The organism is Luteimonas kalidii (assembly GCF_029887935.1).
Taxonomy (GTDB): Bacteria; Pseudomonadota; Gammaproteobacteria; order Xanthomonadales; family Xanthomonadaceae; genus Luteimonas; species Luteimonas kalidii.
Genome location: NZ_JARXRO010000014.1, coordinates 489055 through 514281, shown reverse-complemented (window position 1 = coordinate 514281; position 25227 = coordinate 489055). Strand labels below are relative to the sequence as shown.

Below are 25227 nucleotides of genomic sequence, written 5' to 3'. Positions count from 1 at the left end.
ACGAGGGGTGGGGCGGTCGTTATACTCGCGGATTCGGATGGCACCGGGATCGGCCTGATCCCAAGCCGTTCAATGACTTGAAAGTCATTCCTGTCGATTCCCACGAACAATGACGCCGCGCCGGCAGGCGCGGCCGGGGCCACCAACGCCGCATGCGCCTGTCCACCATCAAGCTCGCCGGTTTCAAATCCTTCGTCGATCCCACCACGTTGCACCTGCCGACCAACATGACCGGCGTGGTGGGTCCGAACGGCTGCGGCAAGTCCAACATCATCGACGCGGTGCGCTGGGTGATGGGCGAGAGCTCGGCCAGCCGCCTGCGCGGCGACTCGCTGACCGACGTGATCTTCGCCGGTTCGACCGCGCGCAAGCCGGTGTCGCAGGCGATGGTGGAGCTGGTGTTCGACAACTCCGACCACACGATCCAGGGCGAGTACGCCGCGTTCAACGAGATCTCGGTCAAGCGCACGGTGGGCCGCGACGGCCAGAGCGGCTACTACCTCAACGGCGCCAAGTGCCGCCGCCGCGACATCACCGACCTGTTCCTCGGCACCGGCCTGGGACCGCGCAGCTACTCGATCATCGAGCAGGGCATGATCAGCCAGGTGATCGACGCCAAGCCCGAGGAGCTGCGCGTCTATCTCGAGGAAGCCGCCGGCATCTCCAAGTACAAGGAGCGGCGCAAGGAAACCGAGACCCGCATCCGCCATACCCGCGAGAACCTCGACCGCCTCAACGACCTGCGCGAGGAAGTCGGCAAGCAGCTGCAGCATCTCGCGCGCCAGGCCCGGCAGGCCGAGCAGTACACGGCGATCCAGGCCGAACGCAAGGTGCGCGACGCGGAGTGGAAGGCGCTGGAATTCCGCGCGCTCGATGCGCAGCTGCAGGCGCTGCGCGAGGGGCTGTCGCAGGAGGAGACGCGGCTGCAGCAGCTGATCGCCGAGCAGCGCGAGGCCGAGCGCGAACTGGAGACCGGCCGCGTGCGGCGCGAGGAGGCCGGCACCGCGCTCAACCGCGCCCAGGCCGAGAGCTACGAGGTGGGGGGCACCCTGGCGCGGGTCGAACAGCAGATCGCGCACCAGCGCGAACTGTCCGAGCGCCTGCACCGGGCGCGCGAGGAGACCCGGCACGCGCTGGACGAGATCGGCGCCCACATCAGCGGCGACGAGACACGGCTGGAGGAACTGCAGGCGGCGATCGCCGACGCCGAGCCGCAGCTGGCCTCGCTGCGCGAAGACGACGAGGTGCGCCAGGAGTCGCTGCGGGACGCGGAGGAGGCCCTGGCCGACTGGCAGCAGCGCTGGGAAGCCCACACCCGCGACCAGAACGAGGCCTCGCGCGCCGGCGACGTCGAGCGCACGCGGGTCGACTACCTCGACCGCCGCTCGCTGGACGCCGACCGCCGCCGCGAGCAGCTGGTCGCCGAACGTGGCGCGCTCGACCTCGACGCGCTGGCGGAGGCCTACGAGTCGCTGGCCCTGCGCCACGAGGAACAGAAGGCCGCGCTCGACGGCCTGGGCGAGGCGGTGGAAATGCGCAAGCAGGCCGCGGTCGAGCTGCAGGACCAGCAGCGCGCCAGCCAGGGCGAACTGTCGGACGTGCGCAAGCAGGCGCAGGAAGCCCGGGGCAGGCTGTCGTCGCTGGAGACGCTGCAGCACGCCGCGCTGGGCCAGGAGCAGGGCGCGGCGGTGGAATGGCTGCGCCAGCGCGGCCTGGATTCCGCTGCCCGCGTGGGCGAGCGACTGGTAGTCGAGCCGGGCTGGGAGAACGCGGTCGAAGGCGCGCTCGGGCAACTGATCGAGGGCGTGCTGGTCGACGCCCCGGAGGCGCTGGTCGATGCGCTGGCCGATCTCGGCGAGGGGCGCATCGCCCTGGTCGATGCCGCCGACGGCGACGAGGCCTACGCGCCCACATCGCTCGCGGCCCGGGTGCAGGGCCCGCGCGCGATCCGCCGCCTGCTCGCGCGCCTGCACGTGGCCGAGTCGCTGCCGGAAGCCCGCGCGCTGCAGGCCTCGCTGGACGCAGGCGAATCGGTCATCACCCGCAGCGGTGAGCGCCTGGGCGAAGGCTGGGTACGGGTGCTGCGCACCGGTGCCGCCAAGCAGGGCGCACTGCTGCGCGAGCGCGAGATCAAGTCGCTGCGCGCGACGATCGAACAGTTGCAGGTGCGCGAGCACGAACTGGAGGCCGCGCTGGCCACGGGGCGCGAGCGCCTGCTGCAGGCCGAGCAGCAGCGTGAGGAGGCCCAGCGCCAGCTGTACCTGGCGCACCGCGGTGTGTCGGAGCTTGCCGGGCAGCTGCAGGGCCAGCAGGGCCGGCTCGAGACCGCGCGCGCGCGGATCGAGAAGATCGAGGTCGAGCTGTCGCAACTGATCGAGACCCTCGACGACAGCGCTCGCCAGGCGCGCGAAGCGCGATCGACGCTGGAGGATGCGGTCGGCCGCATGGCCGAGCTCGAATCCGTGCGCGGCGCGCTGGAGGCCGAACGCCGGCGCCTGGCCGAAGCCCGCGACGCCGCCCGCGCCGCGGCGCGCGAATCGCGCGACACCGCGCACGCGCTGGCGCTCACGCTCGAATCCCAGCGTGCCCAGGTCGTGGCGCTGGCGCAGGCGCTGCAGCGCATGGGCGGCCAGCGCGGCCAGCTCGACGCGCGCCTGGGCGAACTGGCGGCGCAGCTGTCGGACGGCGACGCGCCGGTGGTGGCGCTGGAGCAGCAGCGCCAGGCCGCGCTCGAGCAGCGCGTGGTCGCCGAGCGCAACCTCGCCGCGGCGCGTTCCGCGCTGGACGACATCGACAACGAACTGCGCGGCTTCGAGCGCGTGCGCCACGAACGCGAGGAGCAGGCGCTGGTGCAGCGCGAAGCGATCGCGCAGCGGCGGCTGGACCAGCAGGCGCTGGCGATCCGCGCCGAACAGCTGGCGGCCGAGGTCACCCAGGCCGGGTTCGAGATGGCCCAGGTCGTCGAAGGCCTGGCGTCCGATGCCGACGCCGCGGCCTGGGAGAAGATGGTCACCGACTTCGACGCCAAACTGCGCCGACTGGAGCCGGTGAACCTGGCCGCGATCCAGGAGCACGCCGAAGCGGCGCAGCGCAAGGACTACCTCGACGCGCAGGACGCCGACCTCACCAGCGCGCTGGAAACGCTGGAGGATGCGATCCGCAAGATCGACCGCGAGACCCGCGGCCGCTTCAAGGACACCTTCGATCGCGTGAATTCCGGCGTGCAGGAGCTGTATCCACGCCTGTTCGGCGGCGGCCACGCCTACCTCGAACTCACCGGCGAGGACCTGCTCGACACCGGCGTGGCGATCATGGCGCGGCCCCCGGGCAAGCGCGTGTCCAACATCTCGCTGCTGTCGGGCGGCGAGAAGGCGATGACCGCGGTGGCGCTGGTGTTCGCGATCTTCCAGCTCAATCCCGCGCCGTTCTGCCTGCTCGACGAGGTGGACGCGCCGCTGGACGAGGCCAACGTCGGCCGCTTCACCGCCATGGTCAGCGAGATGAGCGAGCACGTGCAGTTCCTGTTCGTCACCCACAACAAGGCGACGATGGAAGCCGCGCAGCAGCTCAGCGGCGTTACCATGCGCGAGCCGGGCGTGAGCCGCCTGGTGTCCGTCGACCTGGCCGAGGCCGCGCGCCTGGCCGGCGCCGCGTGAGGCCCCGCACGACCCCCGGAGGACCCGCATGACCGAACTGCGCATAGGCATCCTGGTGGCCGGCCTGATCCTGCTGGCCGCGATCTGGTACTTCGGCACCCGCCCGCGCCAGGGCCAGGGGCGCCGCGTGCCGCGCGCGGAACGCGGCGAAGGCGAGGGTGGCGACCGAATGGAACCCACCCTTGGTGCGCAGATCGAACGGGAGCTGGCCGACGCGCCCGCGCCGGATGGCGCGGACTCGGTGCAGACGGAGATGGAGCTGCTCGACGGCGCCGTCGGCGCAGCCTCGCCCAACAGCGAGCTGGGCAAGCGGGTGAGCGAGGACTTCGACAAGATCGTCACCCTGTACATCGCCGCGCGCGCCGGCCAGGTCCTGCGCGGCCCGGACATCGTGGTCGCGGCCGAGAAGGCCGGGCTGACCTACGGCCACATGAACGTGTTCCACCGGCTGGTGGAGAGCCATCCCGAGCGCGGGCCGATCTTCAGCGTCGCCAACATCCGCAAGCCGGGCAGCTTCGAGATGTCGGAGATCCAGTCGCTGGAAACGCCGGCCATCGCCTTCTTCCTGACCCTGCCGGCACCGGTGAGCGCGCTGGATGCGTGGGACGCCATGCTGCCCGCCGCGCAGCGCATGTCCGAACTGCTCGACGGCGTGGTGCTCGACGAGCAGCGCAACGCACTCGGCCGCCAGCGCATCGCCGGCCTGCGCGACGAGATGCGCGCCTGGGATCGCGAGCACGAGGTTCCGCCGGTCACGCGCAGTCCGCGCTGGTAACACCGCCAACAGGTCGGGTGTGGCGGAGTCCGCTACCGGGTCTGCACCGCAGCGTGCGTCCGAGCAGAATGGGTCGCCACCTTGACGGGTCGCGCCGCAACCGGCGTGCCTCCTCCGCGAATGTCCCCCAGCCTGCGCCCGGCGGCGGAGGCCTCCTCCTTTGAGTTCGCTGCGAAGGCACACCGGCTAGGTATTGGTCGGCAGCGGGTCGCGACCTGAGGGGGCCCGCCGCAACCGGCGTGCCTCCTCCGCGAATGCCCCCCGGCCTCCGCCTGGCGGCGGAAGCCTCCTCCTTTGAGATCGCTGCGAAGGCACACCGGCTAGGTATTGGTCGGCAGCGGGTTGCGACCTGACGGGCCGCGCCGGAACCGGCGCGCCTTCTCCGCGAATGTCCCCCGGCCTCCGCCTGGCGGCGAAGGCCTCCTCCTTGAGTTCGCTGCGAAGGCACACCGGTTCCGACGCGGCTCGGCTTGCGGACCGATCCCGAGGCCTGGAGATGGACGCGGTCAGATCGGGTGTGGCTTCCCATGCACGTGAGGCGGGCCAGCACCTGTGATGTCGTCCTTACTAGATCCGGGTGTCGCGTCCGGCCCGCGACAGCGCCAGTGGCACCTGGGCGAGCGTGATGCGACGCGCTCAGCCTGCTGTCTTCGTCGGCTTGCAGACTCGAGGCCCCGGCTTGGAGTTACAGGGCTGATTCCGATCAGTTTCGGGACGAACACTGATCCGGGTATCCGGGTGATGATCGGCTGATTCCCTCGATCGATCCGACAGCCGAGTCCCGCCGTGGTCGGCAGGCCTTTGCGGCGAATCAAGGAGGAGGCAGCGGCCNGCAGGCCGATGCCGGGGGACATTCGCCGCAAAGGCCTGCCGGCCGCGGCGGGACCCCTCGGATGCCACGGAGCGCTCCTCAGTCTGTGGGATTGGCGGTCGGAGCGAGGATCCGAGTTCCATGCCGCGTCCGTGGCGCATCGCTTCGTGCTCCGGCGGCTCGCATGGGCGTGCGGCATGGGCGGCTGGCCCCCGTCCGGGAGACCGTTCGCGATCATGAAACAAGAGCCCCAGCGAGCCGCGCCGCTCTACAATCCGCCCATGCGCAAAACAGACGCCACCGCCCGCGCCGCCGAGCTGCGCGCGCGCATCGAAGACGCCAACCACCGCTACTACGTGCTCGACGATCCCTCGATCCCCGACGCCGAGTACGACGCCCTGATGCGCGAGCTCGAAGCGCTGGAGGCCGAACACCCCGCACTGGCGCGCGACGACTCGCCGACCCGCACCGTCGGCACCCGCCCCGATGGCGGCTTCCCCGAAGTGCGCCACGCGATCCCGATGCTGTCGCTGGCCAACGCCTTCGAAAGCGCGGGCGTGCCGGAGGATGCCGACGATCGCACCCGCTACGCCGAAGTGGCCGACTTTGAGCGCCGGATCGAACAGCGCCTGGGCATCACTGCGCCGGTGTTCTCGGTCGAACCCAAGCTCGACGGGCTGGCGATCAGCCTGCGCTACGAGGATGGCGTGTTCGTCCAGGGCGCCACCCGCGGCGACGGCGCCACCGGCGAGAATGTCACCGCCAACCTGCGCCAGGTGCGCGCGGTGCCGCTGAAGCTGCGCACCGGCAAGGCGCCGCCACCCACGGTGCTCGAAGTGCGCGGCGAGATCTACATGCCGCGCAAGGCGTTCGAGGCCTGGAATGCCGCGGCGCTGGAGCGCAACGAGAAGCTGCTCGCCAATCCGCGCAACGGCGCGGCCGGCTCGCTGCGCCAGCTCGATCCTGCCGTCACCCGCCGCCGGCCGCTGGCGTTCTTCGCCTATGGCGTGGGCGAGGTGGCGGGCCTGGACCTGCCGGAGACCCATTCGCAGACGCTGCAGCTGCTGCGCGGGTTCGGGTTCCCCGTGGCGCCGGAAGTCGACACCGCCACGGGACTGGACGGCCTGCTGGCGTATTTCCGTCGCATCGGCAAGTTGCGCGACACCCTGCCGTACGACATCGACGGCGTGGTCTACAAGCTCGACGACTACGACCAGCAGCGGGAGATGGGCTTCGTCTCGCGCGCGCCGCGCTGGGCGCTGGCGCACAAGTATCCCGCCCAGGAACAGGCCACGGTGCTGCGCGCGATCGAAGTGCAGATCGGTCGCACCGGCACGGTCACTCCGGTGGCACGGCTGGAACCGGTGCAGGTGGCGGGCGTCACCGTCACCAATGCCACCCTGCACAACGCCGACCAGATCGCGCGGCTGGACGTGCGCGAGGGCGACACGGTGATCGTGCGTCGCGCCGGGGACGTGATTCCCGAAATCGTGCGCGTGATCGAGGAACGCCGGCCCGCGGGCGCGACACCGTGGACGATGCCGTCGCAATGCCCGGTCTGTGGTTCGGAGCTGGTGCGCGAGGAGGGGGCGGCCGCATGGCGCTGCAGCGGCGGGCTGGCGTGCCCGGCGCAGCGCAAGGAGGCGGTGCGGCATTTCGCCTCGCGCCGGGCGATGGACATCGAGGGGCTGGGCGACCGCCAGGCCGAAGCGCTGGTGGAGTTCGGCTTCGTGCATTCGCCGGCCGACCTGTACGCGCTCACGGTCGAGGACCTGGTGCGGATGAAGACCGCGCTGGACGCGGCCACCGCCGCCGACCTGGCGCAGGCCGTGGCCGACAGCCGCGGCGCACTGGCGTTCGATGCGCGCGGCCAGGCGCTGCTGGCCGACGATGCGCACGACTGGAAGAACGCGCCCTTCCTGCGCGAGCATCTGGCGGTGGACCTGTCGGGCAAGCTTGCCACGCGCTGGGCCGAGAACCTGGTCGCCGCGCTCGCCGCCAGCAAGGCGACCACGCTGCCGCGCTTCCTGTTCGCGCTCGGCATTCCCCACCTGGGCGAGACCACGGCCAAATCGCTGGCGCGGTGGCTGGGCTCGCTCGACTTCATCCGCACCACGCCCGCGGTGCTGCTGCAGGCGCTGCCGGACATCGGAGCCGAGGTGGGGCGTTCGATCGCCACTTTCTTCGAACAGGCCGGCAATGCCGCCGTGGTCGACGCGCTGCTCGCGGCCGGCATCACCTTCGGCGACGAGGGGCCGCCGGCGGCGGCCCTGCGCGAGCGACTCGGGCTGGCGCACCTGCTGCAGGCCCTGCCGGTGGACAAGCTGGGCGGCAAGAGTGCCGAGCGCCTGGCCGACACCTACGGCACGCTCGATGCGCTGCTGCGCGCGAACGCCAGCGGCTGGACCGGCGCCGGGTTGTCTGCGGCCGGGGCGGAGAACCTGGCCGCCCATCTCGCCGACCGCGATGCGCTGGCGGCATTGCGCGCCGCCGACGCGGCCATGCGGCGCCTGCTCGAGGCTGCGCCGGCGCGTGCGACGCGCCAGGCAGGCCCGCTCGACGGACGCACGGTCGTGCTCACCGGCACCCTGGAAGCGATGACCCGCGACGAGGCGGGCGAACGGCTGGAAGCGCTGGGCGCCAAGGTCGCCGGCAGCGTGTCGAAGAAGACGCACCTGGTCGTCGCCGGCGAGAACGCGGGCTCCAAGCTGGCCAGGGCACAGGAACTCGGCATCGAGGTCTGGGACGAGGCGCAACTGCTCGCGTTCCTGTCGACGCATGGCTGATCCCGCCTGGGTGCCGTCCGCGACGCGCGAGGCGCTCGTCCTGCGGGCGCGCCTGAATGCCCTCGTCCGCGATTTCTTCGCCCGCCGCGGCGTGCTGGAAGTGGAGACGCCCGTGTTGTCGCGCGCGGGCAACACCGATCCGAACATCGCCTCGTTCGCGCTGGAATTCTCCGGCCGCACCGAGGGTGCGCCGCGCACGCGCTGGCTGCGGACCTCGGCGGAGTTCCCGATGAAGCGGCTGCTCGCGGCGGGCGTCGGCGACTGCTATGAACTCGGCCGGGTCTTCCGCGACGGCGAGGCCGGCGGCCGGCACAATCCCGAGTTCACGATGCTGGAGTGGTACCGCGTCGGCTGGACCCATCTGCGCTTGGCCGACGAAGCCGTCGAGCTGGTGCAGGCGGCCCTGTCGATGGTCGATCGGGAGGCATCGGTGGCACGCATCGACTTCCGCACCCTGTACCGCGACGCGCTGGGCATCGATCCCATGGCCGACGACATCGAACGCCTGCGCGCGGCCGCCGACGGGATCGCGGTCGATCCCGATGGACTGACCCGCGACGACTGGCTGGACCTGCTGATGACCCACCGCATCCAGCCCGGCTTCCCGCCCAACCAGCTGCTGGTGCTGCACGACTACCCGGCCTCGCAGTGCGCGCTGGCGCGGGTGGTCAGTCGCGACGGCATGGACGTGGCCGAGCGCTTCGAGCTGTACCTCGGGCCGCTTGAACTGGCCAACGGTTACCACGAGTTGACCGAGGGCGATGAGCAGCGGCGCCGATTCGGGCGCGACATGGCGGTCCGCGCCGGGCGCGGGGTGCCTGCGCCGGCGATGGACGAGGCGCTGCTGCAGGCGATGGCGGCGGGCCTGCCCGCCTGCGCGGGCGTCGCGCTGGGAATCGACCGCCTGCTCATGGCGCTGCTGCGCACGCCGCGCATCGCCGACGTGCTGGCGTTCGATTTCACCCGCGCCTGAACCGCCGGCGCGAGCCGGTCAACAGGTCCGCTTGCCCCCGCGTTCACGCCCCTGCGCGCACTGTTTCGCGCATCGCCATGTGCGGGAGGACGCCGATGGGCACGATCAGGAACGCATTGGGCGCGGGTGCGGTGTTGCTGCTGGCCGGCTGTGTCGGCTATCCCGCCGGCGGATATGGCGGTGGCCCTCCGGGCGGCGGCTACGGCTCCGGCGGCGTGGTGCGCTGCGAGTCGGACGACGACCGCACCCGCCACTGCCGCGTCGATACCCGCGGCGGCGTGTCGCTCACGCGCCAGCTCTCGCGCACCCAATGCGTGCAGGGACGCAACTGGGGCTGGGACAACAGCGGCGTCTGGGTCTCGCAGGGCTGCCGGGCGGAATTCGTGGCCGGGCGCGGCGGCTACGGCCCCGGGGCGGGCCCCGGGCATGGCGGACCGGGCTATGGGGGCGGCGGCGAGCGCGTGCTGCGCTGTGAGTCGAAGAACGACCGCCACCAGCGTTGTCCGGTCCAGGTGCGGCGCGATGTCCAGCTGACGCGCCAGTTGTCCGAGCGCCCCTGCGTGCGCACCCAGAACTGGGGGTGGGACCGGAGCGGGGTGTGGGTGGACGGTGGCTGCCGCGCGGAGTTCCGCGTCCGCTGACACACACGGTGGCCCGGGACGCCTCCCGGGCCACCGCCTACAATCGGCGCATGACCGATCCCATCGATTACGCCCGCTACGACCGCATCCGTCCGATCCGCTGGACCGGCGACGCGCTGGAACTGCTCGACCAGCGGCGGCTGCCGTTCGAGGTCGAGTATCTGCGTTGCACGAGCAGCGACGCGGTCGCCGAGGCGATCCGCACGCTGGCCGTGCGCGGCGCCCCGGCGATCGGCATCGCCGCCGCATGGGGCGTGGTGCTCGCCGCGCGCGACTGCGATGCGGCCGGCGCGTCGGAGGCCTCGCCGCGGCTCGAACCGGCGCTGCAGCGCCTCAATGCCGCGCGGCCGACCGCCGTCAACCTCGCCTGGGCATTGGCGCGCATGCGTGCCGCACTGGTGCGTGCGTCGGCGGGCGAGGGCATGGACTGGCGCGCCGCGCTGGAGGCCGAGGCGCGCGCGATCGAGACCGAGGACCTCGCCGCCAACCGCGCCATGGGCGTACTGGGTGCGTCGCTGATCGCGCCCGGCAGCGGCGTGCTGACCCACTGCAACACCGGCTCGCTGGCGACCGCGGGCTTCGGCACCGCGCTCGGGGTGATCCGCGCCGGCGTGGCCAGCGGCGACATCGCCCGCGTCTACGCCGGCGAGACACGGCCCTGGCAGCAGGGCGCGCGCCTGACCGCGTGGGAACTGATGCAGGACGGGATCGCCGCGACCCTGATCGCGGATTCCGCCGCCGCGCACCTGATGAAGACCGGCGTGGTGCAGTGGGTGGTGGTCGGCGCCGATCGCATCTGCGCTAACGGCGACACCGCCAACAAGATCGGGACCTACCAGCTGGCGATCTCCGCGCGTCACCACGGCGCGAAGTTCATGGTGGTCGCGCCTTCTTCCACGGTGGACATGGACACCGCGTCGGGCGAGTCGATCGAGATCGAGGAGCGCGATCCGGCCGAGCTGTTCGCGATCGGCGGCACCCGCACGGTGGCCGAGGGCGTTGCGGCCTGGAACCCGGTGTTCGACGTCACCCCGCACGGTCTGATCGATGCGATCGTCACCGAGAAGGGCATCGTCGAACATCCGCAGACCGCGTCGATGCAGGCCATGTTCGGGCGCTGATCCGCGACCGCGTCGATCCCGCGGGACACTGCCGACAGGCCGGTGACGCCGACGCTGGCGGGTGCGCTCCGACCTTCGGTGGTCGACTCCGGCGGGTCCGGGTTTCACGGTCTGCGCATCGCCCTGCGCCAGTCGAACTCGGGATGGCGCATGCCGAGCACGGCGCCCAATGTGGCCGAGGGCAGCAGCGCGAAGGCGACGAACTGCAGCGTCTGCATTCCCTGCGCTTCGGCGTTGGCCGCGAGCCACTGCTGGCTGGTCATCCAGGCCGTATGCACCCCGATCCCCGTCCACGTGCTTCCGGTCAGCGCGCGTGCATAGCCGAGAATCAACGCCAGCGCCGGAATGAACAGCCACTGTTGCACGGAACCCAGCGCGCCCACGCCCCAGGCGAAGGCCGTGAATACGACGACCTGCAGCAGCAGCGAAGCCCATGGCGGGAGCGCTCGGACGGCAAGGCCCTGCGCATAGCCGCGCACCGCGAGTTCCTCGGGCAACGCCTCCACCAGGAACACGCCCAGCGCCAGCGCCGGCAGCGTCCACGCGACGTGTGCCCCAGGCGAGCGCAGGTCCAGCGTGCTCCAGCCCAGTGCGATGCAGAGTGCGGTCCCTGCGGCGGCCGGCAACAGCCACAGGCCTGCCCCCAGCGCGAACGCACGCAGATTCCTGTGTGCACCTCCGGATCCCATCTCGCGCCATGACAGACCATCCAGGCGCTTCAGGACGACCAGCAACCCGAGGACTCCGGCCGAGATCAGGACGCCCGCCGTCATGTGGACCGACGCGTTGCGACCCGCCTCGTAGGGCAGCACGGACAGGGTGGTCCGCCAGACCAGCAGCATTCCGGCAACCAGCAGGACAAGACGCAGAAGCACGACAGTAGGCGACATGAGCGGGACCATGGCAGTGATGCTGCGATGGTCCATTGCCCGTGCATCGCCCGGGTAGTGACGGCTGTCAGGCGATCGCGCGATGGTGCGCGCAGCGGCCCATCGTGGGCACCTGAACCACGATCCCGGGTGCGGTCGCAGCGAGGCCTGGAGACACCGCGCAACCTGTTGTTTTTGCGGCGAAAAATACTGGCGCGCTGGCGTCCCGCGTGGTACCATTTCTGGCACTGTTTCCGGCGGGGTCGACTGGCTCCGCCGCCCTGTTCGCGGAGTTCCGCCCAGACCGGCGGCGACACCGTCCGGCACCACGAGGATGCAAGCAATTCGATGACCGATCTCGCGCAGGAAATCATCCCGGTCAACCTCGAAGACGAAATGCGGCGCAGCTACCTGGATTACGCGATGAGCGTGATCGTCGGGCGCGCGCTACCGGACGTCCGCGACGGCCTCAAGCCGGTGCACCGGCGCGTGCTGCACGCGATGAACGAGCTCGGCGCGCACAGCAACAAGCCCTATTACAAGTCCGCGCGCATCGTCGGTGACGTGATCGGCAAGTACCACCCACACGGCGACCAGTCGGTGTACGACACCCTGGTGCGCATGGCACAGCCGTTCTCGCTGCGCTACATGCTGGTGGACGGGCAGGGCAACTTCGGTTCGGTCGACGGCGATTCGGCCGCGGCCATGCGCTATACCGAGGCGCGCATGGCGCGCATCACCCACGAGCTGATGGCCGACATCGACAAGGAAACCGTCGATTTCACGCCCAACTACGACGAGAAGGAGCTGGAACCGTCGGTGATGCCGACCCGGTTCCCGAACCTGCTGGTCAACGGTTCGGCCGGCATCGCGGTGGGCATGGCCACCAACATCCCGCCGCACAACCTGTCCGAGGTGGTCGATGCGCTGATCGCGCTGATCGACAATCCGGAGATCGACATCGACGGGCTGATGGAATACATCCCGGGCCCCGACTTTCCCACCGGCGGCATCATCAACGGCGTCGGCGGCATCCACCTGGCCTACCGCACGGGGCGCGGCCGGGTGCGCATCCGGGCGAAATGCGACGTCGAGGTGGCCGACAACGGCCGCGAGTCGATCATCGTCACCGAGATTCCCTACCAGGTGAACAAGGCGCGGCTGATCGAGAAGATCGCCGAGCTGGTGAAGGAGAAGAAGCTCGACGGCATCAGCGAGCTGCGCGACGAGTCCGACAAGGACGGCATGCGCATCTACATCGAGATCAAGCGCGGCGATTCGGCCGAGGTAGTGCTCAACAACCTCTATGCCCAGACCCAGCTCGAATCGGTGTTCGGCATCAACATGGTGGCGCTGGTGGACGGCCGTCCACAGCTGCTCAACCTGCGCCAGATCCTCGAGGCCTTCGTCCGCCACCGCCGCGAGGTGGTCACGCGCAGGACCATCTTCGAACTGCGCAAGGCGCGCAACCGCGCCCACGTGCTGGAAGGGCTGACGGTCGCGCTCGCCAACATCGACGAGATGATCGAGCTGATCAAGACCTCGGACAACCCGCAGGTGGCGCGCGAGCGGATGCTCGGCCGCCTGTGGCAGCCGGGCCTGGTCGGTGCGCTGCTGGGAGCGGCCGGGGCCGAGGCGTCGCGCCCGGAAGACCTGCCCAAGGGCGTGGGCCTGCTGGCGGATGGCTATCAGCTCACCGAGGTCCAGGCCCAGCAGATCCTGGAGATGCGCCTGCACCGGCTGACCGGCCTGGAGCAGGAGAAGCTGACCGAGGAGTACCGCCAGCTGCTCGACGCCATCCGCGGCCTGATCGAGATCCTGGAGGATCCGGAGGTGCTGCTGGAGGTGATCCGCACCGAGCTGCGCAACGTGCGCGAGGAATTCGGCGACGCGCGCCGCAGCGAGATCCGTGCCAGCGAAGAGGACCTCGACATCCTCGACCTGATCGCGCCCGAAGACGTGGTGGTCACGCTGTCCCACGCCGGCTACGCCAAGCGCCAGCCGGTCACGTCCTACCGCGCCCAGCGCCGTGGCGGCCGCGGCCGCAATGCGGCGAGCACCAAGGACGAGGATTTCATCGACCAGCTGTGGCTGGTCAACACCCACGACACCCTGCTCACCTTCACCAGCGCCGGGCGCGTGTTCTGGCTGCCTGTGCACCAGTTGCCCGATGCCGGCCCGCATGCGCGCGGCCGCCCGATCATCAACTGGATCGCGCTCGAGGAAGGCGAGAAGGTGCAGGCGGTGGTGCCGGTGCGCGCGTACGACGGCGACCGGTTCGTGTTCTTCGCCACCCGGCACGGCACGGTCAAGAAGACGCCGCTCACCGAGTTCGCCTATCGCCTGGCGCGCGGCAAGATCGCGATCAACCTCGACGAGGGCGATGCGCTGGTCAATGCCGCGCTGACGGACGGCAGCCGCGACATCATGCTGTTCGCCAGCAACGGCAAGGCGGTGCGCTTCGACGAAGGCTCGGTGCGCGCCATGGGCCGCACCGCCACCGGCGTGCGCGGCATCCGCCTGGCCGAGGGCGAGGAAGTGCGCAGCCTGGTGGTGGTCGAGGGCCCTGGCGACATCCTCACCGCGAGCGAACGCGGTTACGGCAAGCGCACGCCGCTGGACGAGTATCCGAAGAAGGGGCGCGGCACCCAGGGCGTGATCGCGCTGCAGACCACTGCCCGCAACGGCCGCCTCGTCGGCGCGATCCAGCTCTCCGACCACCACGAAGTGCTGCTGATCTCCGACGGCGGCACCCTGGTGCGGACCCGGGCCGCGGAGATCGCCCAGGTCGGCCGCAACACCCAGGGCGTGACCCTGATGCGGCTGGCGTCGGACGAGAGCCTGCAGGCGCTGGAACGCGTCGATGTGCTGCTCGATGCGGACGATGCCGGGTTGCCCGAGGGCATGGCGCCGGATGCGCTGGCCGCGCATGCGTCCGTGCAGGCGCCGGGAGGCGCCGGGTCGGACGCCGACGCATCGGGTGATACGTCCGGCTGACGCCGTTCGTCGGCCGGCGCTCCAGTGGCGCCGCACCGGGCCGATATCCTCGCAAGAGGTCGGGAGGCCGAGTCGACGTGCGCCAAATCGCCTGCATTCCGCGTGCGGCCGCCTGCCTGTCCGCGGGCGTCCCCGGGCCACGTAACGCCCCGCCCGGTGCCGGGCCGACGCCATGACGCGGGCGCCGTCCGACGTACCGTTCTCGATGGAGCTGTGCATCTCGACGGCGGGCCTGCAGGCCGGGATGTACATCAGTCGCCTCGACCGTCCGTGGCAGGACGCCGGGTTCGCGTTCGAAGGCTGGCTGGTTCGAACCGAGGACGAGGTGCATCGCGTCCGTGCGGCGTGCCGGCAGGTGCACGTGGACGTGCTGCGTGGCAAGTCGCCGGACACGAGGCACGTCATCCTCGATGACGGCCCCGAATCTTCTCCCGACGCCACACCGGGCGTGGAACCACGGGAAGTGCCTGCAGCCGCGGCAGCGCCGGTCCCGGCGCTCTCCATCGTGCCCTGCCCGGTGCCGGTCGCATCCGCGCCCGTCCTGGACGGCTGGGCCTCGATGCCGGACGCGCCTGCGGAGGCCTCCGTCACGCAGCCTCCGGTCGCGGCTTCGCCTGTGCGGAACAACGCCACCGCTGTCTTCGGGGCCGAACTCGCCGCCGCCGAAACCGCGCATGCGACGCTCGATGCCAGCATCCGACTGGTACTGGATACCGCGCGCAGCGACGAAACCCTGACGGCGGCCGGGCTGCAGGAAGGCGTGGACGCCATGCTGGACTCGCTCGACCGCAACCCGGCGGCGCTGTCGTGGGTGGTCGAGATGCAGCGCAAGGGCGATTACATCTACCGCCACGGCGTGGCGTGCAGCATCTGGGCGGCGACCTTCGCACGGCACATCGGGCTGGAGCGCGACGACCTGCGCGATCTCGCGATCGCCGCGCTGCTGTGCGACGTGGGCAAGGTCCGCATTCCCTCGGAGCTGCTGCTGAAGCAAGGTCCGCTCCAGCAGGACGAACTGCGCATCCTGCGCGCGCATGTGGAGGAAAGTCGCGCCATCGTCGGCGCCATCTCCGGGCTCTCGCCCGCGGTCGCGCGCATGGTCGGACAGCATCACGAGCGGCACGACGGCAGCGGTTATCCGCGCCGGCTCGGGGGATCGCAGATCCTGCTCGGCAGCCGCATCCTGGGTCTGGTCGACAGTTACGACGCGATGATCAGCGATCGCGGCTACGCCTCCCGCCGCTCGCCCCATCAGGCGATGATGGAGCTCTACCAGACCCGGGACCGCCTGTTCGAGGGTGCGCTGGTCGAACAGTTCATCCGCATATGCGGCGTGTATCCCACCGGGACCCTGGTCGAGCTGAGCGACGGCAGCGTCGGCGTGGTGATGGCGGTCAATGCCCTGCAGCGCCTGCGGCCCACCCTGATGCGGGTGCTGGATGCGGACAAGCGGCTGCTGGCCGAGTTCGAAGTGATCGACCTGGGCACGCTCGAGACGGACGCCGCGGGCGCACCGCTCGGCGTGCGCGGAGGCTTGTCGCTCGGCGCCTACGGACTCGATCCGGCCATGCTGTTCCTGGACTGAGGCCATGCATCCGCCCGGAACCGACGAACTGACCGGCCTGCGCGGCCGGCGGGACTTCATGCAGCTGCTCGGACGCCAGGTGGTCGCCGCCTGCGAGCGCCGCGCCACCATGGCGCTGGTGGTGGTCGATGTCGACGGGTTCATGCAGCTCAACGGTGTGCACGGGTTCAAGGCCGGCGACGGGATACTTGGCCATCTCGCCGCGCAATTGCAGTCCGTGGCGCGACGGCAGGACTACGTGGGGCGGATCGGCGACGACCGCTTCGCATTGCTGCTCAGCGGCATCCTCAACCGCGGCCACGCCGAGCTGGCCGTGCAGAAGCTGTTCCGCCTGCTCGAGGCGCCCCTGCAGATGGACTCGATGAAGCTGCGAATCCCGGTCACCGTGGGCGTGGCCCTGTGTCCCCAGCACGCGAGCCATGCCGAATTCCTGCTGCGCCGCGCGGAGGCCGCGCTTTTGCGCGCCCGGCGCGCAGGCGTTCGCACCGGGTGGACGCCGGACGCCCCGGCCGACCTCGACATTTCCGACCTGTGGGATCTGGAGGTGCAGCTGGGTGGCGCCGTCGAGCGTGGCGAGATGGAGCTGTACTACCAGCCCAAGCTCGACGCGCGCGACCGGCGCGTCGTCGGGGCGGAGGCCCTCATGCGCTGGAAGTCGCCCTCGCGGGGCCTGGTGTCGCCCGCGGCCTTCATTCCGGTGGCCGAGCGGATCGGCGAGATCCGCCGCCTGACACTGTGGGCGCTCAATACGGCGCTGCGGCAGGCCGGGCAATGGAACGCGGCAGGCGCGCCCATCTCGGTGGCGGTGAACCTGCCGGCCTCGCTGGCGGTCGAACCCGACCTGCCCGAACTGGTCGAGAACGCGCTCAAACTCTGGTCGGGCCCCGACGTGCGCCTGGTGCTCGAGATCACCGAGGGCTCGATCGTGGACGCGGCCCGCGCCTTTCCGATCCTCGCGCGCCTGCGGTCGATGGGTGTGCGCATCTCGATCGACGACTTCGGGACCGGTTTTTCCTGCCTGTCGTATTTCCGCAACCTCCCGGCGGACGAACTGAAGATCGACCGCTCGTTCGTCGGCGACCTGCTGACCGACGCGTCCAGCGCCGACCTCGTGGGCTTCGTCGTGGCACTTGCGCACCGCTTCGGCCTCTCGGTCGCGGCCGAGGGCGTCGAGGACCAGGCGACCGGCGAACGCCTCGAGCAGCTGGGATGCGACGTGCTGCAGGGCTACCTCTTCGCGCGTCCGATGTCCCATCGGGAGTTCGGCGCCTGGCTCGATCGCAGCCCGGCCCTCGCGCCGGCGGCCTGAGCAGGCATTCCGGGCGGCCGTGGCGATAGCGTACGGCCATCGGCGGTGCGCAAGGCCCGGACAGAACCACTGCAACGTGATGCGCGCGCACCGGCGCCGGCGATCGCCCGACCCGCGCGCGTTCCACGTCGCGCAGGCCCGTTGCAGCACCTGAGCCGATCCGGCCCGGTACTGCGCCTGTGCGGGAAGATGCGTGCGCGTGCACGTGATCCCTATACTTCGGGCGACAACGGATCGGGGAGTGCGTCGGGTGGAACGGAAGACCGTGCGGGATCTCGGGCGTTGGATCGGCGTGGCGCTGCTGGCGACGGCGCTGCTGGCCGCCAGCGGCTGCAGGCGCAACGAATCGGGCCAGCTGCCGGGCGTCAGCGGCGAGGCGATCCGCGGTGAACGCGATGCGATCGAGGGCTTCGGCCTGGTCCGCGCCTTTCCCGACCAGTCCGAGGACGGGCTGGCGATTGCACTGGAGTTCTCGCAGCCGCTGGTCGGCACCCAAGCCTTCGACCGGCTGGTCACTTTCGCCGAACCCGTCGCCGAGCCGAGCGGCTGGACGCTGTCGGACGACGGCACGGTCCTGCGCTACCCGCACGTGGACGCCGACGCGCACTACACCGTGCGCATCTCCGCCGAGCTGACGGCGGCCGACGGCAGCCGGCTCGGCCAGGCGCGGGAGGAGAAGGTCTACACCGGCGAACTGGACGCGGTCGTGGGGTTCGCATCGCAGGGCAGCGTGCTGCCGGCGAAGGAGTCCCGTGGCCTGCCGGTCGTCTCGGTCAACGTCGAGGAGGTCGATGTCGAGTTCCTGCGGGTGAAAGAATCCTCGCTGCCGGCGTTCTTTGCCGAGTACCAGCGCGGAGGGCGCCGCGGCAGCTGGGAACTCGACAGCCGCTGGGGCGACAAGGTGCCGATGTCGAAGCTGGCCGAGCCGGTGTACGTGAACCGGTTCGTGCTCGGCGGCGAGCGCAACGAGCGCGTGCTGACCTACCTGCCGCTGCAGGACATCACCGAGCTGCAGCAGCCGGGGCTGTACTTCGCGGTCATGAAGAAGGCCGGTTCGTTCCAGGACCAGTTCGAAACGGCGTTCTTCACCGTGAGCGACATCGGCCTGCATGCGCGGGCCTACCGGGACACGCTGTTCGTGCATACCGCGTCGCTGCGCGAGGGCGACGCGGTCGGCAGCGTGGAGCTGCGCGTGCTCGATGCCCGCGGCGAGACGATCTACAGGGGCGCCACCGACGGCAACGGCAACGCGATGCTGGACTACACGCTCGATGCCGCGCACGTGCTGGTCGCCAGCCGCGGCAACGACGTCTCGATGCTGCCGTTCAACCAGCCCGCGCTGGACATGTCGGAGTTCGCGGTGTCCGGGCGCGAGAATGCCTGGTTCGACGTCTATGCCTGGTCCGGGCGCGACCTCTACCGCCCCGGCGAGACCGTGCGGGTGTCGGCGCTGCTGCGCGACCACGACGGTCGCCCGGTGGCGGCGAAGGACGGCAAGGCGCAATCGCTGTTCGTGCGCCTCCTGCAGCCCGACGGCAAGACCTTCTTCGAGACCCGTCTGCAGCCCGGGGCGCTGGGCTACTTCGGCTTCGAGAAGGAGGTGCCGGTCGACGCGCCCACGGGACGCTGGCAGGTCGAGTTCCGCACCGATCCGTCGAGCAGCGACGCGGTGCAGGGCATGACCCTGCGCATCGAGGAGTTCCTGCCCGAACGCATGAAGCTCGACCTCGCATCGCCTGCGGCGGTGCTGGAGCCGGGCAAGCCCCTGGCGCTGGAAGCGACCGGTGCCTACCTCTATGGCGCGCCGGCCGCCGGCAACCGCTTCACCGCGAAACTGGCAGTCGCGGTGGAACAGCATCCGCTCGAGGGCATGCCCGGCTGGTTCTTCGGCGACCCCATGGTGCAGTTGCCGAAGGAGGCGAAGGATGTCGTCGACGCGACGCTCGACGAGCAGGGCCGGCTGCGCCAGGACATCGCCCTGCCGGAGGAGGTGAAGGCGACCACGCCGGTGGCGGCCCTCGTATCGGGCAGCCTGTACGAAAGCGGCGGCCGCACCGTCAACCGCACGCTCAAACGCGTGCTGTGGCCGGCGCCGGCCCTGGTCGCGGTACGTCCGCAGTTCGACGACGAGGACGGCACCGACGCCGACTCGAACCCCGGCTTCGAGCTGCTGCGCGTGGGCGCCGACGGCAAGCCGCGCCCGCTCGCAGGCCTGCAGGTCACGCTGGTGCGCGAACACCGCGACTACCACTGGCGCTACGACGAGGACGGCGGCTGGGACTACGAGTATTCCAGCCGCTTCGAAAATGTCGAAACGCGGACCGTCGACCTCGGTGAAACCGCGGCGCGCATCAATGTGCCGGTGGAGTGGGGCGAGTACCGGCTCGACGTGCTGGACCCGGAGACGAAGCTGGTTACCCGCTATCCCTTCCGCGCCGGCTGGGGCTGGGGCGACGAGAATCGCGGCCTCGACGCGCGCCCGGACAAGGTGAAGCTGTCGCTCGACAGGACCCGCTACCGCGCCGGCGACACGCTCGCGGTCACGGTCACGCCGCCACACGCGGGCAAGGGCCTGCTGATGGTCGAGAGCGACCGCATGCTCTACGTGCAGGAGATCGACGCGCGCGCCGGCAGCCGCTTCGAGATCCCGGTGACCGAGGACTGGGAGCGGCACGACGTGTACGTGACCGCGCTGGTGTTCCGTGGCGGCAGTGCATCGAGCAAGGTCACCCCTGCGCGCGCGGTCGGCGTCGCGCACGTGCCGATGGACCGGCGCGAGCGGCGCATCGCGGTCGGCCTCAGGGCACCGGAGAAGATCCGGCCCGAAGGTCCGATGCAGGTGGTGCTGAGCGCGCCGCAGCTGGCGGGCAAGGAGGCGTACGCCACGGTGTCGGCGGTGGACGTGGGCATTCTCAACATCACCCGCTATCCGGTGCCCGACGCGCGCGCGCATTTCTTCGCCCAGCGCCGCCTGGACGTGGACGCGTACGACGTGTACGGCCGCGTGGTGGAAAGTTTCGACGGCGGCACCGCGCGCCTGCGCTTCGGCGGCGACATGGCGCTGGCGGCGCTGCCGCAGGCGCGGCGCCCGACCGCGCGGGTGCAGACGGTGGACCTGTTCTCGGGCCCGGTGAAGCTCGATGCACGGGGCAATGCGAAGGTCACCGTGCAGGTGCCGGATTTCAACGGCACGCTGCGGGTGTCGGCACTGGTGTATTCGGCCGACAGCTACGGCAGCCGTTCGGTGGAGACCATTTCGCGCGCGCCGATCGTGGCCGAGGCCAGCATGCCGCGGGTGATGGCGCCGGGCGACCGCGCCACCGTCACGCTGGACCTGACCAACTTCACCGGCAGGGCCGGCGAGTTCGACGTGCGCGTGGACGGCGTCGGCCCGGTCGCGATCGGCGAGGGCGCACGCAAGCTACCGCTGGCGGTGGACGGCAAGTCGACGCTGAGCTTCCCGCTGCAGGCCGGCACCGGATACACCGTGGCCAGGGTGCGCGTGCGCGTGGACGGCAACGGCGCGAAGGTCGACCGCAGCTACGACCTGCCGGTACGCGCGGCCTGGCCGGCGGTCCTTCGCTCGAGCAGCCGGGTGCTGCAGTCGCCGGCGCCGGTGACGCTGGACGCGACGCTGGCCGACGGACTGATGCCGGGCTCGGTGACGGCGCAGTTCACCGTCAGCGCGATCCCGCCGATCCCGTTCGCGAGCGCGATCCGCGGTGCGCTCGACTATCCCTACGGATGCGCCGAACAGACCACCAGCAAGGGCTACGCGGCGCTGCAGCTCGACCAGGCCACGGTGGACATGCTGGGCATACGCGACGTGGATGCATCGAAGCGGCGCCAGTACGTGGAGGGCGCCTTCGGCCGCCTGGCGTCGATGCAGATCGGTTCGGGGCATTTCTCGATGTGGGGCAACGACGCCGACGTCAACCCGGCGCTGACGCCGTACATCGTCGAGTTCCTGCTCGACGCGCGCGACGCCGGGTTCAACGTGCCCGAGACGATGCTGCAGAAAGCGCTGGAGCGGCTGAGCGAGGACCTGCTGGCGGGCGGCAACGAGTTCTACGGCCGCGACCACCGTTCCCACCTGAAGTTCGCCTACCAGGCCCACGCCGGCTACGTGCTGGCGCGGGTCAACCGCGCGCCGCTGGGGACGCTGCGCGCGCTGTACGACAACGAGCGCAAGTCCACGCTGACCGCACTGCCGCTGGTGCACCTGGGGCTGGCACTGTCGCTGCAGGGCGACAAGCCGCGCGGCGGCAAGGCGCTGGACGCCGCGTTCGCGTTCGAGGGCGACCGCCCGGGCTACCTGTGGGACTACGGCAGCGCGCTGCGCGACGCGTCGCTGATGGTGGCGCTGACCCACGAGCGCGGCCAGGCCCGCGCAACCTGGGACGCGAAGGCCGTCGACATCGGACGCGAACTCGACACGCGTCGCAACCGCGGCCGGCTGTACCTGAGCACGCAGGAGCAGATCGCGCTGGCGCGGCTGGGCAAGGCGCTGGCGGCGGCCCAGGGCCGGCAGGTGTCCGGCACGCTCACCGAGGGGGGCGTGGCGCAGGACGTGCCGGCGGCGCGCGTGGTCGGTCGCACCTACGATGCCGGCGCACTGGCCAAGGGCGTGCGCTTCGATCCGGACGAGCCGTCCCAGGGTGAAGCGGGACCGCTGTTCGTGAACATCGACGTGGCCGGCGTGCCGGCCGACCCGCCGGCGGTGGATGCGAGCCGGATCAAGGTCGAGCGCGCGCTGTTCACCACCGAGGGCAAGCCGTGGACACCGGCGCCGCTGAAGGAGGGCGAGGCGCTGATCGTGGCGGTGGCGATCACCTCCGATGTCGCCATGCCGGACGCGCTGCTCACCGACCTGCTGCCCGCGGGCCTGGAGATCGAGAACTTAAACCTCGGCGATGCCAGGCAATGGGCGGACGTGGTGGTGGACGGGATCGACATCACCGAGCGCTCCGACGCGGCCGACGTCAAACACGAGGAGTTCCGCGACGACCGTTACGTGGCTGCGCTCTCCCTCGACCCGGGCCGCAAGGCGCGCGTGTTCTACCTGGTGCGCGCGGTGACGCCGGGGACCTATACCGTGCCGCCGCCGATGGCCGAGGACATGTACCGCCCCGCGATCCGCGGCGTCGGGCGCGCGGTGCCGGCGACGATCACGGTGGTGCAGCCGTAGACGGGGCTGCCTGCTTCCGCATGCGGCAGGCGCTGCGTGCAGCGCCGATGCGGGCGGGCGGCGTGGCGCCCGCCCGTCGATCCCCGTGCGACCCGGGAGGCACGTGATGCAGATGGGGCATGCGCCTTCATCGCGAACGCCTTGCGCAAGCAGGAGCGGGGCGAGGCGACTGCTGCCCTGGCTGCGCTGGGGCACGGTCGTGGGGCTGCTGTCGCTGCTGGGACTCGACCTCGCGTTCCCGCCGCAGCTGCCGGAGGCGCGCGACCTCAGCACGCTGGTGGTCGCCGCCGATGGCACTCCGCTGCGCGCGTTCGCCGATGCGCAAGGCGTGTGGCGCCATCCGGCCACGCGGGACAGCGTCTCGCCGCTCTATCTCCAAGCGCTGCTGGCCTACGAGGATCGCTGGTTCGACCGGCATCCGGGCGTGAATCCGGTGTCGCTGGTGCGCGCCGGGTGGCAATGGGCGCGCGGCGGCGGGATCGTCTCCGGCGGCTCCACGCTCACCATGCAGGTCGCGCGCATCCTCGACCGCGGTCCCGGTGGATCGACCCGCAGCCTGGCGGGAAAGTCGCGGCAGATCCTGCGTGCGCTGCAGCTGGAGGCGCACCTGTCGAAGGACGCGATCCTCGCGCTGTACCTGGAACGCGCGCCGTTCGGCGGCACCATCGAAGGCGTGGAGGCCGCCAGCTGGGCCTACCTGGGCAAGCCGGCGACGCGGCTGTCGCACGCCGAGGCCGCGCTGCTGGCGGTGCTGCCGCAGGCCCCCAGCCGGCTGCGGCCCGACCGCCATCCGGAGACGGCGCAGGCCGCACGCGACAAGGTGCTCGAGCGCATGGCCGTGCTCGGCACCTGGACCCGGGCGCAGGTGGACGATGCCAGGATCGAGACCGTGGTCGCGCGGCGCCTGCGGCCGCCGATGACCGCGCCGCTGCTGGCGCAGCGCCTGCGGTCGGCGCATCCACGCCAGCCGCGCATCGTCTCCACCCTCGACGCCGACCTGCAGCGCACGCTCGAAGCGCGCGTGGCGTCCTATTTCTCGGGCCTGCCCGAGCGCACGTCCGCGGCGCTGCTGGTGGTCGACAACGCCACCCTCGAGGCACGCGCCTACGTCGGTTCGCTCGACCTGGCCGACCGCGCGCGGCTCGGACACGTGGACATGGTGCGCGCGTGGCGTTCGCCGGGCTCGACCCTCAAGCCCTTCCTCTACGGCATGGCGCTGGACGACGGGCTGATCCATTCCGAAAGCCTGCTGGTGGACGCGCCGCAGTCGTTCGGCGGCTACCGCCCCGGCAACTTCGACGCCGCGTTCAATGGTCCCGTCCCCGCGGCGACGGCGCTGCGGCTCTCGCTCAACGTGCCGGCGGTGGACCTGCTCGACCGCGTCGGGCCCGCGCGCTTCGCGGCGCGGCTGGACCACGCGGGCATCGGCCTGCGATTTCCCAGAGGCGCATCGCCCAACCTCGCGCTGATCCTGGGCGGCACCGGCGCGCGGCTGGAGGACCTGGTCGGCGCGCACGCGGCGCTGCACCGCGACGGGATCGCCGGGCGCGTGCGCTACACCGCGCAGGACCCGGTACTCGATCGCCGGCTGCTGTCGCCGGGCGCGGCCTGGATCGTGCGCGAGATCCTCGAGTCCAATCCGCGTCCGGGCGAGCGCGAGGGCATGTTCGATGCCGGCCGGCGCCCGCGCGTGTCGTGGAAGACGGGCACCAGCTACGGCTTCCGCGACGCCTGGGCGATCGGCGGTACCCGCCGGCACACGGTGGGCGTGTGGGTCGGGCGTCCCGACGGAACCCCGCTGCCGGGCCAGTACGGCGCGCTCACCGCGCTGCCGCTGCTGTTCGAGGTGGTCGACAGCCTGCCGAGTGCGCGCGGCGATGCGGTCGCGGTGCCGATGCCGGCGCAGGTGTCGCGGCGCGAGGTGTGCTGGCCGCTCGGGACCGCGGCCGACGCGCAGGCGCCGGCGCTGTGCCGGCGGCGTTTCGACGCCTGGGTGCTGGACGGCGCGATCCCGCCCACGTTCGCCGAACGCGGCGCGCGCGCGTGGAGCGCGGGGATCGAACGGTTCGAAGTGGATACGGACACGGGACTCCGGCTGTCGGCGAGCTGCCGCGCCGCGCACACGGCGCGGTCGGCGTCCGTCGCGCGCTGGCCGGCGCTCGCTGCGCCATGGCTGCCGGCGTCCACGCGCCGCGCCGCGCAGCTGCCGCCGCTGGCGCCCGACTGCGTCCCGGACGGGCGCGAGGCGGTCGCGGAACTCCGCATCGACGGCCTGGAGGATGGCGCCACCCTGGCGCGGCCGCCGGGCAGCACGCGCGGCATCCGGGTCTCGCTGCGCGCGCTGGGGACGGAGGCGCCCGTGGAGTGGCTGCTCGACGGACGCCGGATCGCGGGCACCCGCGGCGCGAATGCCTTCGTGCATGTGTTCGAGACGCCCGGGACCTATCGCCTCACCGCACTCGCGGACACCGGCGCCTGGGCCAGCATCCGCGTCCGCGTGCTGCCCCCGGGCTGAC

General features: G+C 71.2%; 12 protein-coding genes. 11 read left to right on the top strand and 1 reads right to left on the bottom strand.

Features of this window, described 5'->3' with window-relative positions:
• Positions 1-152 precede the first annotated feature (152 nt).
• From smc to mtnA, 6 genes are all read left to right on the top strand, one after another.
• Positions 153-3656, top strand: coding sequence for a chromosome segregation protein SMC (gene smc, locus QFW81_RS07800; RefSeq protein ID WP_280578128.1), 3504 nt, complete (start codon positions 153-155; stop codon positions 3654-3656).
• Between the two features lie 28 nt (positions 3657-3684).
• A complete protein-coding gene (zipA, locus tag QFW81_RS07795; RefSeq protein ID WP_280578127.1) occupies positions 3685-4431 on the top strand; it encodes a cell division protein ZipA in 747 nt (248 codons plus the stop codon).
• Positions 4432-5523: 1092 nt separating this feature from the next.
• Positions 5524-8028, top strand: a complete 2505-nt coding sequence (gene ligA, locus QFW81_RS07790; RefSeq protein WP_280578126.1) for an NAD-dependent DNA ligase LigA — start codon at positions 5524-5526, stop codon at positions 8026-8028.
• Complete coding sequence (gene epmA / locus QFW81_RS07785; RefSeq protein WP_280578125.1) at positions 8021-9001, top strand: EF-P lysine aminoacylase EpmA; 981 nt, start codon at positions 8021-8023, stop codon at positions 8999-9001. The genes ligA and epmA overlap by 8 nt, the downstream gene beginning before the upstream one ends.
• A 95-nt stretch (positions 9002-9096) precedes the next feature.
• The gene (locus QFW81_RS07780) at positions 9097-9642 is read left to right on the top strand and encodes a DUF3011 domain-containing protein (RefSeq protein WP_280578124.1); all 546 of its coding nucleotides are present in this window, start codon (positions 9097-9099) and stop codon (positions 9640-9642) included.
• A 50-nt stretch (positions 9643-9692) separates the two neighbouring features.
• A complete protein-coding gene (gene mtnA, locus QFW81_RS07775; protein WP_280578123.1) occupies positions 9693-10763 on the top strand; it encodes an S-methyl-5-thioribose-1-phosphate isomerase in 1071 nt (356 codons plus the stop codon).
• Between the two features lie 104 nt (positions 10764-10867).
• Here the strand turns inward: mtnA and QFW81_RS07770 are convergent, their stop codons facing one another.
• A complete protein-coding gene (locus tag QFW81_RS07770) occupies positions 10868-11689 on the bottom strand; it encodes a CPBP family intramembrane glutamic endopeptidase (RefSeq protein WP_280578122.1) in 822 nt (273 codons plus the stop codon).
• A 291-nt stretch (positions 11690-11980) separates the two neighbouring features.
• Here QFW81_RS07770 and gyrA point away from each other — a divergent pair, with 291 nt between their 5' ends.
• The 5 genes from gyrA to pbpC all read left to right on the top strand — a co-directional run bounded on the left by gyrA (position 11981) and on the right by pbpC (position 25226).
• Positions 11981-14629 (top strand): DNA gyrase subunit A, encoded by a 2649-nt coding sequence (gyrA, locus tag QFW81_RS07765; protein ID WP_280578121.1) that lies wholly within the window; start codon positions 11981-11983, stop codon positions 14627-14629.
• Positions 14630-14801: 172 nt separating this feature from the next.
• Positions 14802-16214 carry a cyclic di-GMP phosphodiesterase gene (locus QFW81_RS07760; RefSeq protein ID WP_280578120.1) on the top strand — a complete coding sequence of 471 codons (1413 nt, stop codon included), beginning with the start codon at positions 14802-14804 and terminating at the stop codon, positions 16212-16214.
• 4 nt (positions 16215-16218) lie between these two features.
• Positions 16219-17523, top strand: a complete 1305-nt coding sequence (locus QFW81_RS07755; RefSeq protein ID WP_280578119.1) for a putative bifunctional diguanylate cyclase/phosphodiesterase — start codon at positions 16219-16221, stop codon at positions 17521-17523.
• Positions 17524-17773: 250 nt separating this feature from the next.
• On the top strand, positions 17774-22711 hold the full coding sequence (locus QFW81_RS07750) for an alpha-2-macroglobulin family protein (RefSeq protein ID WP_425603988.1): 4938 nt from the start codon (positions 17774-17776) through the stop codon (positions 22709-22711).
• A gap of 112 nt (positions 22712-22823) precedes the next feature.
• On the top strand, positions 22824-25226 hold the full coding sequence (gene pbpC / locus QFW81_RS07745; RefSeq protein WP_280578355.1) for a penicillin-binding protein 1C: 2403 nt from the start codon (positions 22824-22826) through the stop codon (positions 25224-25226).
• The last annotated feature ends 1 nt before the right edge of the window (position 25227 follow it).